Genomic DNA, 15,335 nt, shown 5'->3' on the forward strand with positions numbered 1-15,335 from the left:
TTTAAAATTAAGAGGGTGTACTGATGGCGAATATTATTTATCTTAAGCTGCAAGGAAATAAACAGGGTTTAATTTCTAGCGGATGTTCTACTATAGAGTCTATAGGTAATAAATTTCAAAAAGGGCATGAAGATGAAATCCTGGTTAATGAATTATCCTCTAACTTATCCATGCATCAAAATGTAAATTTTCAACCTATCGACATACGTAAACCTATCGATAAATCATCGCCTCTATTATCACAAGCATTAACATCAAATGAAAAATTAACCTGTGAGTTTTTCTTTTATCGGACTGCGATGAATGGCGGGCTTGAATTATATTATAAAGTTAAATTAACCGAGGCATCTTTGGTTAATATCAATTTCTTTTGTCCGAACTCTATAACTCATAATGACGCTCAGCCAGAGGAATCATTATCCATTAAATTTAAATCCATTACGTGGGAACATGTGACTGCCGGAACCAGTTCTTATAGTATATGGGATGAGAGGGTATATTAATTATGGCAAATGAATTACAGCAAAGGTTTGATTATGCTGCCAATGAGTTAATTAAAGTTGCTAGATATTCATCCGCTTATTTGCTGGATGATATGGAGTCTAAGAATGGCTACCTGCATGAAATTAATGAAGTTATTAGATTGATAAGGAATGATTTTAAAATAGCTATTTATCATTATGGACAAGGTCGATGGGAATGTTGGAAGGAAGCTAAAAAATTTATAAAAGAAATAGAGATGGAATTAGAGGTGGAGAAATCTGGGTATGAACAAGGAAGGAAAAAAGATAGGGAAACATATTTAAATACCCAAGAATACTCAGGAAAAGGATTTCTATTTTATGGTAAAAATGGGTTAAAAGTTATTGGAGGTATTGTGCAGTTTGGATCTGGAATTGTGGCTTTTGGCACGAGGCGGGGGTGGTTAAGAGGTCTGGAGTCTAAAAGTATGGGAGTTCTAGCGATAGCTACAGGGTTTGGCGACACAATAGAAGGAGCAAGCAATATCATGTATGAATGGACAGATGGCTATATAGATCAAGGTAATCCAACTAAGATTTTGACAGAAAAGGGTTTTTCTTTTTTTGGGGCTGATGAGGGTTCTGGGGAATTAGCGTATGATATTGTAAACTTTGGCGTGGGTATTTATTATGGGTTTGCAGGGTTTGCTAAATATGATCCTTCTAAAAGAATTATAAACTTACCTGTGGAAACAAAAAGTGGTCTTGAAAAAGTACCACTTTTACATAGATTGTTCACTCCAAAGGGGGGAGTTAGGTTATACAAATGGCTGGAAAAGGATTATAACAGAAAAATATTTACCAGTAGTAAAGCGGTGCTTACTTATAAAGCTGGAAACACGGCAATTAAAGCATATTTGATGTTAGATAAATATCTTTTTAATGAGAAAGATGAAAATAACTGAAAAGGTAAATTATTTTCGCCTTTAAGTATAGAAGGAAACTGAATTTTTTATCTAATGATATTACTATGGATAGAAGTATTATAGAAAAAAAATACATGAATGCATAAATGCAAAGCATCGCAACTGGATTACTATTAGTTGAGTATATGCTTACGAAATAAAGCAATATGATTATGGAGTTGAGTGTGAATACTGTTGGTAGATCCCAGCGAAACAAATCACTAACCCATTCATCATATTTATCTGTTGATTGAATTTCTTTTTCGTATGCATCGTTTAATGATTTAATTTCCTTCTTATATGAGTCGTTTAGATATTGAATTTCTCGCTCACATGCCTCGTTTAACGATTTAATTTTTTCTGCACGATGTTCATCGTTTAACGATTTAATCTTTTTTTCATGTTTATCTCTTAAATATTTTATTTCTTTCTCATATGCATCTCTTAAAGATTTGTCTTCCTTTTCATATGTATCTCTTAAGGATTTAGTTTCTCTTTCATATGTATCTCTTAAGGATTTAGTTTCTTTTTGTGATAGTTTATTTAGTAAATAAATATTGTTGTTTTTCATTTTCATAATCTTCTATCTTTTTTATGGGCGATGGTATTTCTTGCCGCCCATCACTAATGTTAGTTATCAGGCTATTTTTATTTGTATTTTTTCATAAGGTAAGTTATTTTCTGAAATGTTAGTTTCTATTCTCTCTATAAACTCATTTTTAAATTCATGCGTTATTTTGTTATCAACACACTGGACTATTTTTAATGCTAAACGCTCATTTTTATCAATCGCATTAAATAATAAAGGTGATGAGCTATCTAGATTTTTTTCTAAAATTATTTTTCCTATGTGACTTAAGTCATCAACGCCTTTTGATAACTCAAGGCAGTTGAGTTGTATTTTATCTTTGTGGGCATCATTATCTGAACAGTTTTTAGACAATAATCCTTGATCTGCCCCTGTAATTTCCATGTAGGTGGTATACTGCATAGCGTTCCTCCTCTGTTAATTATTCCTAAGTAAGCCATTTTATTTCAAAATAAGCAATAAAAACCTAATGCATCAATAGATTTCTGTTAAATTTACATAAGAAGGCTTAAAAGCAGCCCAACGTTGAGTCTCTCACCACGAAAATATCCTCAACTGATCAAAATATATCTTTTCTACAGTAACCCCCCTTTTTTATTGTTAGTCATTTTTTATCAAAATGGCTATTTGGGTTTCAAGGTTAAAATGGGATGAAATTGCTATTTTTTCCAAAGCTTCTTGCTTTTCCTGTCAACCTTGCAACTTCGCTTATTGACACTAGATAACCATTTTTATTTGTTGATCTTCTTTAAAGTGAAAATATAAAGTGACTACATTACGATTTTTATTAACCGTATCAATTGACACAATGAGATTGCTTTTTTTATTTAACTCCTTTATTGCGGGTTTTATTACCCATTGATTCAATGAGTTAAAAGTAGAATATTTTTTATCATCTAATCCTAACATGGAGCGGAAGTCTTCTAAGTTAATTAATCTATCGCCTACAGACTGAAATTGTATCAGTAATTCATAAATACGAATGCTATAAACGCTTTTTAAAGTAGAAACATTTTTAATCACTATTTTTGTGAATTGCCCTTTAAGTTGAGTTAAATATGACATGATAGAATCGGCAAAAATTATTTCTATTTTCCCTTCTCCATCAAGATATTCAGCCTCTTCCTGAATCCAACGTATACGCCTTTTTTCTTTATTGTTTTGGATGTATATCCATCGCTCAGCTAGTTTATCTATAGCTTCTTTTAAATGCCGTTCAGCATTACTTTTCCATATCTGGAAATGCCAGATAAAAGTCATTGGAGGTAATCCTAAATGAGGTCCAGTGGAAGAATTGACAAAAATGTAAAGTTACTGAAACCTCAATAAGTTACTTAATTATATTTATCAAAAAGTACACTATTTAGTTATGTTGGAAAAAATCTATCAAAAGTGCTGTTATAAGTTAATTATCAAATAGTTACAGACGTTAAGGTAAACCACCAATATCTCAAACTTATCAAATTTGTCAGTTCTTCCACAGGACCCCTAGAAGAGTTCTTATTGTTTCTGTTCCGTATAGATCAATGGAATTATTATTTAGAGATGAGTACGATATTTATGATTTTTTCGGAAATATCACGATGGATGTAGCCAAAACCGCTGTTGGAGCTTTGGTTGGCTTTGGGGTTGTTGCTGGTGCAGCTATTTTTTTGGAAGGTGGTTTTGCTTTAGGAGTTGCTATTGTGGCGTTAGTTTTTGGGGCTTTTACGACTTGGGTGCTATATGAACTTGATGACCGTTATAAAATTAGTAAAAAACTGATAAACTACATGCGTGAAAAGGAACTAGCTGAGGCTGATAAATTAGATTATCGTAAACAGCCATTTGGTTATCCTTATCCACGAATAAAATAATATTTATTTTATCTAAATGGGGTTAAAATTAATAATGAAGAGGCTTAGATGAATAATAAAAATAAATTAACTTTAGCAATTGGGACATTTTTTTTATTTTTAATAATAAATGCGGCTCTCTTTTTTGCTGTTGATGAATTTTTATTGGTTTATAATCTTTCGGATGTTATTGTTTTTTCATGGAGGATGTTTGCAGTATTGTTTTTTTATCCTTTGACATTTTATTTTTGTATTTCTATTTTTTATTATTTATTTTTTTCAAAGTTGCCAAAACACAATAATTCAATTTTTAAATTTCTTACATTTTTTGGTATTTTAGGTTTTGTCATTAGTTTGCCTGTATATTGGTACGGTGATTTCAAATTAAAAGAAAATGGATATATTACTTGTTATAAAAAATCGATAAGTGCTCCCCAAAAGTATGCAAAAAATGAAAAACTATGTGACTAAGCATATATATAATATGCTTAGTTTTATTTTTATAATGTTCTATCTTCCCAGATGCTATAAGCTGATGTTCCAGCAGTCACATGGTTCCATGATATAGATTTATAGTTTAACGTGACTTTTTCATATGGCATTATATCATGATCATTAATAGAGTGTGGGTATACACAGGAAATATCTGTGATAGTGGCTTCTGTAATTTTTACTTCGTAGAATAATTCTAATTGCCCTATTTGGCTTGTTCTATAAAAAATAAAACCACCATTTAGTGACTCATTGGAGTCTATTGCCATTGCCAGTAGTGGTGATGACTTGTCGATTGGTTTGATGAATTGTATTGGCTGGTGACTCACGTTCTGCTGGCGTGAAATTGCATGATTCAGGCTGAGTACCTGTATTTGATCTTCGTGTCCCTTTTGGTATATTTCCTATAGAATCAAGCGTTGAACACCCTGCTGATATTAAGCCCTGCTTCTTACCATTTAATGTTAGATATATCATGTATGACATACAGAGTTCCATCTTAGTTATGTTTAAATAATGTGGTTTCTTACGTCATTCAAATGAAAGTTACGTTAACATATTAAAAAAATTGCAATAGATACGTCAAGGGGCTAGCGGAATAAATAAAATAGAGCGAAGTAGAAAAAAAATACCCTGAATTAACAGGGTATTGTAGGAAAATTTCATGTTGGCATTGAGAACTCTGCGCCTTCACGCAGGTTAGCGGATGGCCAGCGTTGCGTGATAGTTTTACGACGCGTATAGAACCGCACACCATCAGGGCCATAGGCGTAGAGATCACCAAACAATGAGTTTTTCCAGCCGCCAAAGCTATGGTAAGAAACAGGGACGGGCAGCGGGATATTGATCCCAACCATACCAACCTGAATACGATCGGCAAAATAGTTAGCGGCTTCTCCATCACGCGTATAGATACAAGTGCCGTTGCCATATTCGTGTTCGTCGATAATATCCATCGCCTCCTGCATGGTTTTAACGCGAACGACTTGTAAAACGGGACCAAAGATTTCTGCTTTATAGCTATCCATATCTGTAGTGACATTATCAATCAATGTGGCACCGACAAAGAAGCCATTTTCATAACCAGAAACTTTCATGTTACGACCATCAACCAAAATTTTGGCGCCTTGCTGTTCAGCACTTGTAATATAACCACATACTTTTTGCTGATGCTCGCGGGTAATGACGGGGCCAAAATCATTATTTTTATCACTATGAACCCCAATGGTCAGGGACTTCATGCGCTCTTGCAGCTGAGTGACCAACTGATCGGCAATTTCATCACCGATTGCCACTGCAACAGACAGTGCCATACAACGCTCACCTGATGAACCAAATGCAGCCCCTAAGAGTGAGTTTACTACATTCTCCATATCGGCATCTGGCATGACGATAGCGTGGTTTTTAGCTCCGCCAAGTGCTTGGCAACGTTTGCCGTTGGCTGTAGCCGTCGTGTAGATATACCGCGCGACGGGAGTTGATCCCACAAAACTGACTGCTTTTACCCGTTTGTCAGTTAGCAGTGTATCCACCACTTCTTTGTCACCATTGACGATGTTAAATACACCATCGGGTAGCCCCGCTTTTTTTAATAACTGGCCAATATACAAGGGAGCACTTGGATCACGTTCTGAGGGTTTCAGTACAAAGGTATTACCACAAACCAGTGCGAGAGGGTACATCCACAGAGGAACCATCGCCGGGAAGTTAAATGGGGTAATCCCTGCAACAACACCCAATGGCTGGAAGTCGCTCCAGGAGTTGATTCCCGGCCCTACGTTTTTACTAAATTCTCCCTTCAAGATTTCAGGTGCTCCACAGGCATACTCAACGTTTTCGATACCACGTTGGAGTTCACCTGCTGCATCATGAATAATCTTGCCATGTTCCTGACCAATCAAACGGCAAATTTCATCAGCATGCTCTTCCAGCAGTTGCTTATAACGGAACATAATACGTGCCCGTTTTATTGGCGGGGTATCACGCCATTCAGGGAAAGCCGCTTGTGCTGCTGCAATCGCTTCTTCAGCGGTAGCCTTGGAGGCAATAGCAACCTGACGGCTGACTTCGCCAGTGGCAGGATTATAAATATCCTGTAAGCGTGAATGGATATCAGTAACCTTGCCGTTAATAAAATGTCCTACGATACTCATGGCCTTTTCTCCAGTAAATCAGTCATTAATTCCACAATTGCTTATAAATGGTTACCATTTCCGCAATGGTTGGAACCCGTGGATTATTACTCGGTGATCCGGATGCTTCCGCTTGTTTTGCCATTGTTTCTACAACCGCAAAAAAGCGTGTTTTGTCGATGCCAAATTGCTCTGGTGTTGGCACGGAAAGCGCTTCATTTAAATCGACTAAAGTCGTTAGTAGTTTTTCACAGGCTACATTGTCACTGTCTGTTGGTTTTGCAAAAGTTAGTGCGCGTGCACATTCGGCATAGCGTTCTTTGGCTGCATCTAAAGAAAACCGGGTGACGGCGGGAAGCAACATGGCGTTGGATAACCCATGTGGAACATGGAAGAAGGCACCGATAGGGCGGCTCATACCGTGCACTAGTGCAACAGATGCGTTAGAGAATGCAATACCTGCAAGGGTTGAACCGAGTATCATGGCTTCACGAGCAACGTTATTATTGCCATCGTGATATACCTTGCGCAGGTTCGGGCCGATGAGTTTCATGGCGGCAATAGCCTGACTATCTGAATAGGGATTGGCTTTCTGGCTAACATAAGCTTCGATGGCATGAGTCATCGCATCAATGCCAGTATCTGCCGTCGTTCTTGCTGGAACGCTGATAGTCAGCTCATAATCGATAATAGCGGCAATCGGCATGAATCCGACACCTATGCAAAGTAATTTTTCATCGGTTTTTTCATCAGTAATAATGGTGACGCGAGTACATTCTGATCCTGTTCCCGCCGTCGTGGGAATGGCTATGATAGGGAGCCCCGGTTCATTGAATTGACGAGGGAAACGGTATTCATTGACTGTGCCGCCAAATTTACCCATCACAGCGATGGCTTTTGCACTGTCAATCGCGCTTCCGCCACCCAGTGCAATAACGGCATCAAACTGATCACTTTTCACTTTCTTAATTCCTGCCTGAATAGAGGCAGCCGTTGGCTCTGGTACTGTGTCAGTATAAACATCGCTTTCAATGCCAGCATCTTGCAAAATAGATTGCAGTTTATCTAGATAACCTAGCTGAACCATCACTTTGTCTGTCACAATCAGGGGTTTTTTACTGTGGATACTTTGCAGAACCTGCGGAAGACGGGTGATAGCCCGACCGCCTACTTCCATAATGCGAGGCAACACGATAGTGGACATATATAGCTCCTTATCTAAATTAAGTACTCGTTTATCAAAATGAGACGAATAACGAACCGAGAATAATGACCATAACGAGCCCCAGAAACCCAGCTAATACGGTAACCATAAAAATGTCGAAGAAAATGAAAGGAAAAAACGAAGCGATCACAAATATTTTAGAAACTGTTAATTAAATGTGATCTCTCTGGCAATTATCTGATGCAGGGTATTCTACGGCACCGGTTTGTTACCCGGAGGCTCAGTTGTCAGGACGATGTTGTTTTCATAATCAGCACACTTTACCTGCGATCCCGTGTAAAGATCGACTTTTTAGTCATACCTCTAAATTTGGTTAAAAAAACACTTTACAAACGATAATAAGAACGATTATCATTATTATTACTTTCAGTGCACCACCTTCAGGGTCATATGAAAGTACGACATTGCTCACATTGCTTCCAGTGTTTACTTTATAGCCAACTTAGATGTTGGCTTTTTTTTATACTTAACTCACCTTAGCTGCCATTCAAAAATTTTGAATTTTAAGATTAAATTTACAATCTTTCATATTTCAAGCCTTCAATTAGACTACAAAAAACATTGAGGGATTTTGAAAATGATCTATTTACGTAAAGCTTCAGAGAGAGGCCACGCCAATCACGGCTGGCTGGACAGTTGGCATACGTTTTCATTTGCTAACTATTATGACGCCAATTTCATGGGATTTTCTGCCCTGAGGGTGGTTAATGAAGATGTGATTGATGCCGGGCAAGGGTTTGGCATGCATCCTCACAAGGATATGGAAATCCTGACCTATGTGCTTTCCGGTACAATCGAACATCGGGACAGTATGGGAAATCAGGGGCAAATTTCCGCCGGAGAGTTCCAGATTATGAGCGCAGGAACAGGTATCCGTCACTCTGAATATAATCCGCATAATAGTAGCAAACTTCACCTGTACCAAATCTGGATCATGCCGGAAAAAAATGACCTGCCTCCGCGCTACGAGCAACGCTGCTTTGATTCTGACAAAGGTCGCCAGTTAATCCTTTCGCCCGATACCCGCGATGACTCGTTAAAAGTATTTCAGGATATGACTTTATGGCGTTGGGCACTGAAAAACGGCGAAACAGACGAATATAATATAGAAAAATCGCGAAAAATCTGGATTCAGGTTGTTCGTGGCGAAGTGACTATCAATGGCGTTCAGGCGACCACCAGAGATGGCATCGCTATCTGGGATGAATCTCATCTTCAATTAATTGCCAGCCAAGAAAGTGAAATCCTGCTGTTCGACCTGCCACCTAACTGATTGCTGATTAATGTTCGATGAATGAAAAAACCCTATCCAGCCAGATAGGGTCTTACATGGTTTGCTGTTAATTTAACACGGCAGCTATCACAGATTAGGCCCTGCTTTCACCAATGCAGCACCTGCGGCTGTATCAGTATATTTGTCAAAGTTATCGACAAAACGCTGTGCCAGATCTTTAGCCTTAACATCCCATTCAGATTTATCCGCATAGGTGTTACGTGGATCAAGAATGCCGGTATCCACGCCTGGCAATGCTGTCGGTACAGCCAAGTCAAAGATCGGCAGCTCAATGGTATCCGCATCTTCAATATCACCATTCAGGATCGCATCGATAATCGCACGGGTATCTTTGATAGAGATGCGTTTGCCTGTGCCATTCCAGCCAGTATTGACCAGATAGGCTTTCGCGCCTGATGCCTGCATCCGCTTAACCAACACTTCTGCATACTGAGTCGGATGCAGTGACAGGAATGCCGCACCAAAGCAGGCAGAGAACGTTGGCGTAGGTTCTGTCACACCACGTTCAGTTCCCGCCAGCTTCGCCGTAAAACCCGATAGGAAGTGATACTGGGTCTGTTCTGGCGTCAGACGGGAGACCGGAGGCAATACACCGAAAGCGTCAGCAGTCAGGAAAATTACTTTAGTGGCATGTCCGGCTTTCGATACTGGCTTAACGATGTTTTCGATATGGTAGATAGGATAAGAAACGCGGGTATTTTCGGTCTTGGAACCGTCATTGAAATCGACTGTGCCATCCGCCAGCACGGTAACGTTTTCCAGCAGAGCATCGCGGCAGATCGCGTGATAGATATCCGGCTCTGCTTCTTTGGAGAGGTTAATGGTTTTCGCGTAGCAGCCACCTTCGAAGTTAAACACGCCGTCATCATCCCAGCCGTGCTCATCATCACCAATCAGCTTACGTTTCGGATCGGTGGAAAGCGTGGTTTTACCTGTACCAGACAAGCCGAAGAAAATGGCAACGTCGCCTTCTTCACCCACGTTGGCAGAGCAGTGCATGGATGCAATACCTTTCAATGGCAGCAGGTAGTTCATCATTGAGAACATCCCTTTTTTCATTTCTCCACCGTACCAAGTACCACCAATCAACTGCATACGTTCTGTCAGGTTAAAAGCAACAAAGTTCTCAGAATTCAGCCCCTGCTCCTTCCACTGCGGGTTGGTGCATTTCGCCCCGTTCATCACAATAAAATCAGGTGTGAAGTTAACCAATTCTTCGTCCGATGGACGAATAAACATGTTTTTGACAAAATGAGCCTGCCACGCCACTTCGGTGATAAAACGCACTTTCAGGCGGGTATCCGCATTCGCGCCACAAAATGCATCTACGACAAACAAACGTTTGCCTGAAAGCTGCTGCGTAACCAATCCCTTGAGCTGAGACCAGGTTTCCTGACTGAGCGGTTTGTTATCGTTTTTACCTTTTCCCTGATCAGCCCACCATACGGTATCGCACGTCACATCGTCGCGGACAATATATTTATCTTTGGGAGAACGCCCCGTGAAAATCCCTGTATCTACCGCAACTGCACCAAGATGGGTCAGTGTGCCACGCTCATACCCTTGCAATGAGGGCTGAGTTTCTTCAGAGAATAACAATTCATAACTTGGGTTATAAACAATCTCGCTAACATCACAAATACCATAAACCGCAAGTTCCTGCGCAGTAATGCCTTTAACGCTCATGTGTTGCTCCTGATCAGTTACACTTTTTCTCTGCGGGAAATAATAAATAATTATGACTAATTAACAGCGATTGTTATCAAAAAATTGATAATTGCATTACTTTTTTTAGGTTTATATGAGACGCAGGACACGGAATGAAAGGATTAATGAACACATAAAAAAGGGCGTATATTACGCCCTGGAAAAATAATTAATCGCATCAGTGCAGCAGTTCTTTTTTCACAATCTTTATTTCACTGATATCTTTATCATTGAAAATATAGTGCATACCACAGAATTCACATTCCATATCGATTTTGCCATCTTTGAGCAAAATCTCCTGAAGATCAGCATCCGGCAGCGTCACCAGCGTATCAGCACAGCGTTGGTGAGAGCAGGTACAACGGAATTCAACCTGTTGAGGCTCATACAGCGTCACATCTTCTTCATGATAAAGGCGATGCAAAATTTCTTTCACATCCAGAGTAAACAGCTCTTCTCCCTTGATGGTCGCAGTGAGTTGTACCAAATGATCAAGTAGGTCTTCGCTGCCTTCCTGTGCGCCGGGCAGGATCTGCAATAACATGCCACCCGCCGCCATTTTTCCATCCAGCATTCCTGTGCGGATAAACAGTCTGGTTGGCAACTGTTCCGACTGTTTGAAGTACGCATCCAGACATTCTGCCAGCGTCTCCCCTTCCAGCGCGACAACGCCCTGATAACGCTCACCTTCTGTTGGTGTAACAGTAATAACCATATAACCATTGCCGACCATATCCCGCAGGCTGCTCGCAGCATCCACATCACCATCAATACGGGCAGTGCCACGCATCTGCTGTTGATTATTACCATTAATGACCGCCAGTCTGACTGGCCCATCACCTTGAATCTGTACGGTTATATCCCCGTTGAATTTCAATGTGGCAGTCAACAGGCTGGTTGCGACCAACAATTCACCTAATAGCTGCTGTACGGGCAGAGGGTAATGGTGATTTTCCATCATCCGCTGGTACGTTTCACTGACGGAAACGAGTTCTCCCCGGACAGAATGGCTTTCGAACAAAAAGCGGTGTAATTGATCATGCTTGGTCATAAATCTCTCTCATCTCACTGAGACGGCTATTCCGGCTCGTTTAATTTCGTGTTCTTAAATTTAATCAGTGTACGCCGCTCTTTCTTATCAGGGCGGCGATCGGGATGCGGCATTGTGAGCGCATTCATTTTACGGGCCAATGCCGTTTTTTCCCGATTGATAATGCTTTTTTCCGTTTCCTGATAGAGTTGCTGAGCTTCAATGGCGCTGCGTCTGTGACTATTCAGTGCTAAAACAGTCACTATTTTCTCTTCATTTCCCTGACGCAGTTTAATTTCTGCATTCAACTCAACCAGTTTACTCGGCTTACTCCGCTGCCCATTATAATGAACTTTTCCCCCATCAATCATTTCACGCGCGATGGAGCGGGTTTTGTAAAAACGGGCAGCCCAGAGCCATTTATCGAGGCGCACAGTCTGATCGGTGTCTGAATTCGGCATGGTTGTTTCTCCCAAATGTCTAATCGAAGCTGGCAAAAAACGGATTGAGGGTAACACAGCCCGCAGACTCATCGCTAATCCATCGGCGGCTGTTTCGAGTTGAAACAATTGTCGTAGTACTGGCTTATGCGCTGGAGCCGCACCTTATTTCTCTGCCTTTTACTTATCATCAGAATGGCATTGATGCTCAATATCGCCATGAGTATTGCCAGGAAGAAGCTGCTTCCCAAATAACGAATAAGGGTCACGGAATCAGGTTCACTATGCAAGGTGATACGGCGAGTTCCATTCGCGTCTTCGGACAATTTCGTCACAATTCCGACAGCTTCAAATGGAGCACTCAACAGTATGTCAGCTAGCCGCTGTAATTCCCTCCACTGATCCAGTGCGCTGTATTCATAGGCAAGAAATGATGAATAAGGCAATTCAACCAACTGATTCCCTTCCTCGCTGATCAGCAGGACGCCTCCCGGCGATGGGCTGTTCAGGAGCATGCTTATTTTATCAATTTCCCGGTAAATAAATGATGCTGTGGTGGTATCAACTAACTTTTCCAGTGCATCTGCACTTACTGAACGTAATAATACTTTGGTTCCATTCAGTTTCCCTCTTTCAGCCTGTTTCAATAGATCATTCCAATCCTCAGCATTGCTCAGATTGACCAGTGCGCTTTTCAGACGAATACAATCAATCTCGTCCATACACAAATTATGCGTCTTCAAGATGACTTGCGAAAAATTGTCGAGTAGTGTCATACCCGATTTCGCAATGGCTTCATTCAGGCCAGGGTTGGTTTTCCGGCTACGTTCAATCGGGTGTAATTGCTCATTGACCGTTGTAATCAATGTTGATGCATTTTCGATAATGTCTGATTCCGGCATGGGCAATGGGCTATCGTTATTCCAGTAGATGCCAGTGCAGTCAAACGCGGCAAATATATGTTTGATTCCACTGGGATTATCATTCAGTCTGGGTGGTGTGTAGCACATCCCGATGCCTTTGACTCGCAGTACATCACCTTCTTTCAGAGGCATATTTTGCAGTTCAGTGACATTGGTGATGACTTGGGTATTACTGCCATGCAGCCATGCAAAACTGAGCCGCATAGATAAGCTCACGGGCTGGTAAAAATAAAGTACCAACATGGCAAAGACGGAAAAAACCACCAGTATCAGGTTTTTTCTATGACGCTGATAAGGATAATGTTTTTCTTCCTCATGCAATGAGAGATAGCGCCCCTGCCGAACGACATGGCAATTGGTATATATATCAACATCAGTATTTTGGTCAAGCTCATGAACGACGTACGGTTCCCAATGTGAGGGATAAAGAAGATCAATACCACCCAGAGAGATATTCCTCCGCTGTTCCGGTTCAGATTCACTGAATATCCCCCAACGTTTCGGAATACCACTGAAGCAGCTAATATTCAACATGTTACGCGAAGAAGATGGCCTGAAAATCGGCCAGAAGCTGGCAATCAGAAACAGAACAGCAGCCAACATTAGCCACGGTAATATGGGCGTTGGCATGAAAAGAGCCAAAAACCAGAGCGACAAGCCAATACACATGAGAATGCTTTCCAGAATGCCTGTTGAATGACGCAGACGATTCTCTTCCGGCGTTTCCTTGCGGATATACAAAAAACTGGCACTGGAATTGCCGTTTTTCTGGATTGAAGCCTGTGCTGTTTGTTTCACGATTGGCGCAATGGACAGATCTTGCTGATAATCTTTCAGGAAGTGTCCATTCACGGCAATCACAAGAGGCATGGATGTGGTCTGAACAATCTCAATTGTATTCTGCTGCTTAATGAATGACTCAAATAACGCAGGAAGGTGTATCTCCATTTCATCAACATAATAGCGCCAATGCTGCGATTCATCAGTGGCAGCAGAAAAGCGGTTGATGGTGTGATTGATGGTATAAACCGTATCATTTTTGACAGGCAGTGCTGGTTGGCCTGATCTGTGGCTCCTATCTGGCTGCATCAGAGGCAGGACATTTTGCAAATAAGAGTCAATGGCCTGATATTCATCAGCATTCAGCTTACGATGGGCTGTTTTGGCGATTGACGGTAGATAACGCGCGTTATCAGGCCGCTTCCATCTGAAAGTCAGAAAGGAAGCCATTATAATCAGGCTAGTGATAAAAATAGCCAATATAATGACTAGTGAACTCATTTCTTCTCCACGCCCATGACAGCAATAAAGAGACTGGCAGAATAACAACCTAACAAAATACGCAGATTCAGGCTATTTCTATTCTTGCCTTCTATTTTTAATTTTATTAACAAAAGGTTAAATAAATTTTATTACACCATTTCGCAAAATAAAGCCTTTTGTGCAGCAGTAAGATAGCAACAAAAATACATACAAGCGATAATCGCTGTCATTTACTGGCATAATCGGCCATATTAAAGCAAAGTTTGGATGCGTATCCAATTTCATCACAAAAATTGAATTTACCAAGAATCTTTCGGTGATTGGATGCATCATTTTTCAATTGGCCAGTGTATAGCAACCATCAGGGGCAAGCATGATTGATCAGAAGAAACCTAAAATATTGAATATAAATGACGTTGCCCATTCCCGTTTATTCAATATTCAGTCTGTTAATCTTGAGTTCAGCAATGGCGTAAAGCGAGTTTATGAACGCATGAAACCCTCCAATCGTGAAGCCGTACTGATCATTCCCGTGATCGGCGATGAGTTGCTCCTTATCCACGAGTATGCCGTTGGCATTGAACAATACGAATTAGGTTTTCCAAAGGGTGCCATTGATGCGGGAGAAAGCCCCCTTGAAGCAGCCAATCGTGAACTGAAGGAAGAAGTGGGATTCGGGGCAGCCAAACTGGAACTGCTGACGAAACTGACAATGGCTCCCTCCTATTTTTCCAGCAGGATGAATATTGTCATTGCTCAAGATCTTTATCCCGAACGTTTGGAAGGCGATGAGCCAGAACCGCTGGTACAAGTTCGCTGGCCAATCGCAGACATGATGTCTTTGCTGGAACATCCCGATTTCAACGAAGCCAGAAACGTCAGTGCCCTGTTTTTTGCACAGCGATACCTGCAAGCATCAAGCAATGGAAAGCGTTAAAACCTATTCCAATAGACAGGTATGTGCTTTCACCTTTCAAGC

The 15,335-nt window shown here is 40.7% G+C and carries 15 protein-coding genes and 1 pseudogene; 6 read left to right on the plus strand and 10 right to left on the minus strand.

Annotation, left to right across the window (positions count from 1 at the left end):
* Positions 1 to 23: 23 nt before the first annotated feature.
* Both PSI22_RS16330 and PSI22_RS16335 read left to right on the plus strand, forming a co-directional pair.
* Positions 24 to 503, plus strand: coding sequence for an Hcp family type VI secretion system effector (locus PSI22_RS16330; protein ID WP_273580667.1), 480 nt, complete (start codon positions 24 to 26; stop codon positions 501 to 503).
* Positions 504 to 505: 2 nt separating this feature from the next.
* Positions 506 to 1,426 carry a DUF4225 domain-containing protein gene (locus PSI22_RS16335; protein ID WP_273580668.1) on the plus strand — a complete coding sequence of 307 codons (921 nt, stop codon included), beginning with the start codon at positions 506 to 508 and terminating at the stop codon, positions 1,424 to 1,426.
* Here the strand turns inward: PSI22_RS16335 and PSI22_RS16340 are convergent.
* The 3 genes from PSI22_RS16340 to PSI22_RS16350 all read right to left on the minus strand — a co-directional run bounded on the left by PSI22_RS16340 (position 1,401) and on the right by PSI22_RS16350 (position 3,275).
* Positions 1,401 to 1,997, minus strand: a complete 597-nt coding sequence (locus PSI22_RS16340; protein ID WP_273580669.1) for a ribosome-recycling factor — start codon at positions 1,995 to 1,997, stop codon at positions 1,401 to 1,403. The two genes, PSI22_RS16335 and PSI22_RS16340, sit on opposite strands and share 26 nt — an antisense overlap.
* 66 nt (positions 1,998 to 2,063) lie before the next feature.
* A complete protein-coding gene (locus tag PSI22_RS16345) occupies positions 2,064 to 2,417 on the minus strand; it encodes an Hcp family type VI secretion system effector (protein ID WP_273580670.1) in 354 nt (117 codons plus the stop codon).
* A gap of 315 nt (positions 2,418 to 2,732) precedes the next feature.
* Positions 2,733 to 3,275, minus strand: coding sequence for a replication initiation protein (locus PSI22_RS16350; protein ID WP_273580671.1), 543 nt, complete (start codon positions 3,273 to 3,275; stop codon positions 2,733 to 2,735).
* Positions 3,276 to 3,541: 266 nt separating this feature from the next.
* On the opposite strand from PSI22_RS16350, the gene PSI22_RS16355 reads away from it, so the two are divergent.
* Positions 3,542 to 3,871, plus strand: a complete 330-nt coding sequence (locus PSI22_RS16355) for a hypothetical protein (RefSeq protein WP_273580672.1) — start codon at positions 3,542 to 3,544, stop codon at positions 3,869 to 3,871.
* Between the two features lie 48 nt (positions 3,872 to 3,919).
* The gene (locus PSI22_RS16360) at positions 3,920 to 4,321 is read left to right on the plus strand and encodes a DUF1240 domain-containing protein (RefSeq protein ID WP_273580673.1); all 402 of its coding nucleotides are present in this window, start codon (positions 3,920 to 3,922) and stop codon (positions 4,319 to 4,321) included.
* Positions 4,322 to 4,350: 29 nt separating this feature from the next.
* Here PSI22_RS16360 and PSI22_RS16365 read toward each other — a convergent pair.
* The 3 genes and pseudogenes from PSI22_RS16365 to PSI22_RS16375 all read right to left on the minus strand — a co-directional run bounded on the left by PSI22_RS16365 (position 4,351) and on the right by PSI22_RS16375 (position 7,678).
* Positions 4,351 to 4,828: pseudogene (locus tag PSI22_RS16365) on the minus strand (Hcp family type VI secretion system effector).
* 176 nt (positions 4,829 to 5,004) lie between these two features.
* On the minus strand, positions 5,005 to 6,495 hold the full coding sequence (locus tag PSI22_RS16370; RefSeq protein WP_273580674.1) for a CoA-acylating methylmalonate-semialdehyde dehydrogenase: 1,491 nt from the start codon (positions 6,493 to 6,495) through the stop codon (positions 5,005 to 5,007).
* 25 nt (positions 6,496 to 6,520) lie between these two features.
* Positions 6,521 to 7,678 carry an iron-containing alcohol dehydrogenase gene (locus tag PSI22_RS16375; protein ID WP_273580675.1) on the minus strand — a complete coding sequence of 386 codons (1,158 nt, stop codon included), beginning with the start codon at positions 7,676 to 7,678 and terminating at the stop codon, positions 6,521 to 6,523.
* A 598-nt stretch (positions 7,679 to 8,276) separates the two neighbouring features.
* On the opposite strand from PSI22_RS16375, the gene PSI22_RS16380 reads away from it, so the two are divergent.
* A complete protein-coding gene (locus PSI22_RS16380; RefSeq protein ID WP_273580676.1) occupies positions 8,277 to 8,972 on the plus strand; it encodes a pirin family protein in 696 nt (231 codons plus the stop codon).
* 87 nt (positions 8,973 to 9,059) lie between these two features.
* Here the strand turns inward: PSI22_RS16380 and pckA are convergent, their stop codons facing one another.
* The 4 genes from pckA to PSI22_RS16400 form a co-directional block, all read right to left on the minus strand.
* Positions 9,060 to 10,679, minus strand: coding sequence for a phosphoenolpyruvate carboxykinase (ATP) (gene pckA / locus PSI22_RS16385; protein WP_273580677.1), 1,620 nt, complete (start codon positions 10,677 to 10,679; stop codon positions 9,060 to 9,062).
* 199 nt (positions 10,680 to 10,878) lie between these two features.
* Positions 10,879 to 11,751 (minus strand): Hsp33 family molecular chaperone HslO, encoded by an 873-nt coding sequence (gene hslO, locus PSI22_RS16390; RefSeq protein ID WP_273580678.1) that lies wholly within the window; start codon positions 11,749 to 11,751, stop codon positions 10,879 to 10,881.
* Positions 11,752 to 11,777: 26 nt separating this feature from the next.
* Complete coding sequence (gene hslR, locus PSI22_RS16395) at positions 11,778 to 12,191, minus strand: ribosome-associated heat shock protein Hsp15 (protein WP_273580679.1); 414 nt, start codon at positions 12,189 to 12,191, stop codon at positions 11,778 to 11,780.
* 74 nt (positions 12,192 to 12,265) lie between these two features.
* On the minus strand, positions 12,266 to 14,374 hold the full coding sequence (locus tag PSI22_RS16400; protein WP_273580680.1) for an IgaA/UmoB family intracellular growth attenuator: 2,109 nt from the start codon (positions 14,372 to 14,374) through the stop codon (positions 12,266 to 12,268).
* A 355-nt stretch (positions 14,375 to 14,729) separates the two neighbouring features.
* On the opposite strand from PSI22_RS16400, the gene nudE reads away from it, so the two are divergent.
* Entirely contained in the window at positions 14,730 to 15,293 is a 564-nt protein-coding gene (gene nudE, locus PSI22_RS16405; protein ID WP_273580681.1) for an ADP compounds hydrolase NudE, read from the plus strand.
* Positions 15,294 to 15,335 lie beyond the last annotated feature (42 nt).

It is taken from the genome of Xenorhabdus aichiensis, assembly GCF_028598775.1.
Taxonomy (GTDB): Bacteria; Pseudomonadota; Gammaproteobacteria; order Enterobacterales; family Enterobacteriaceae; genus Xenorhabdus; species Xenorhabdus bovienii.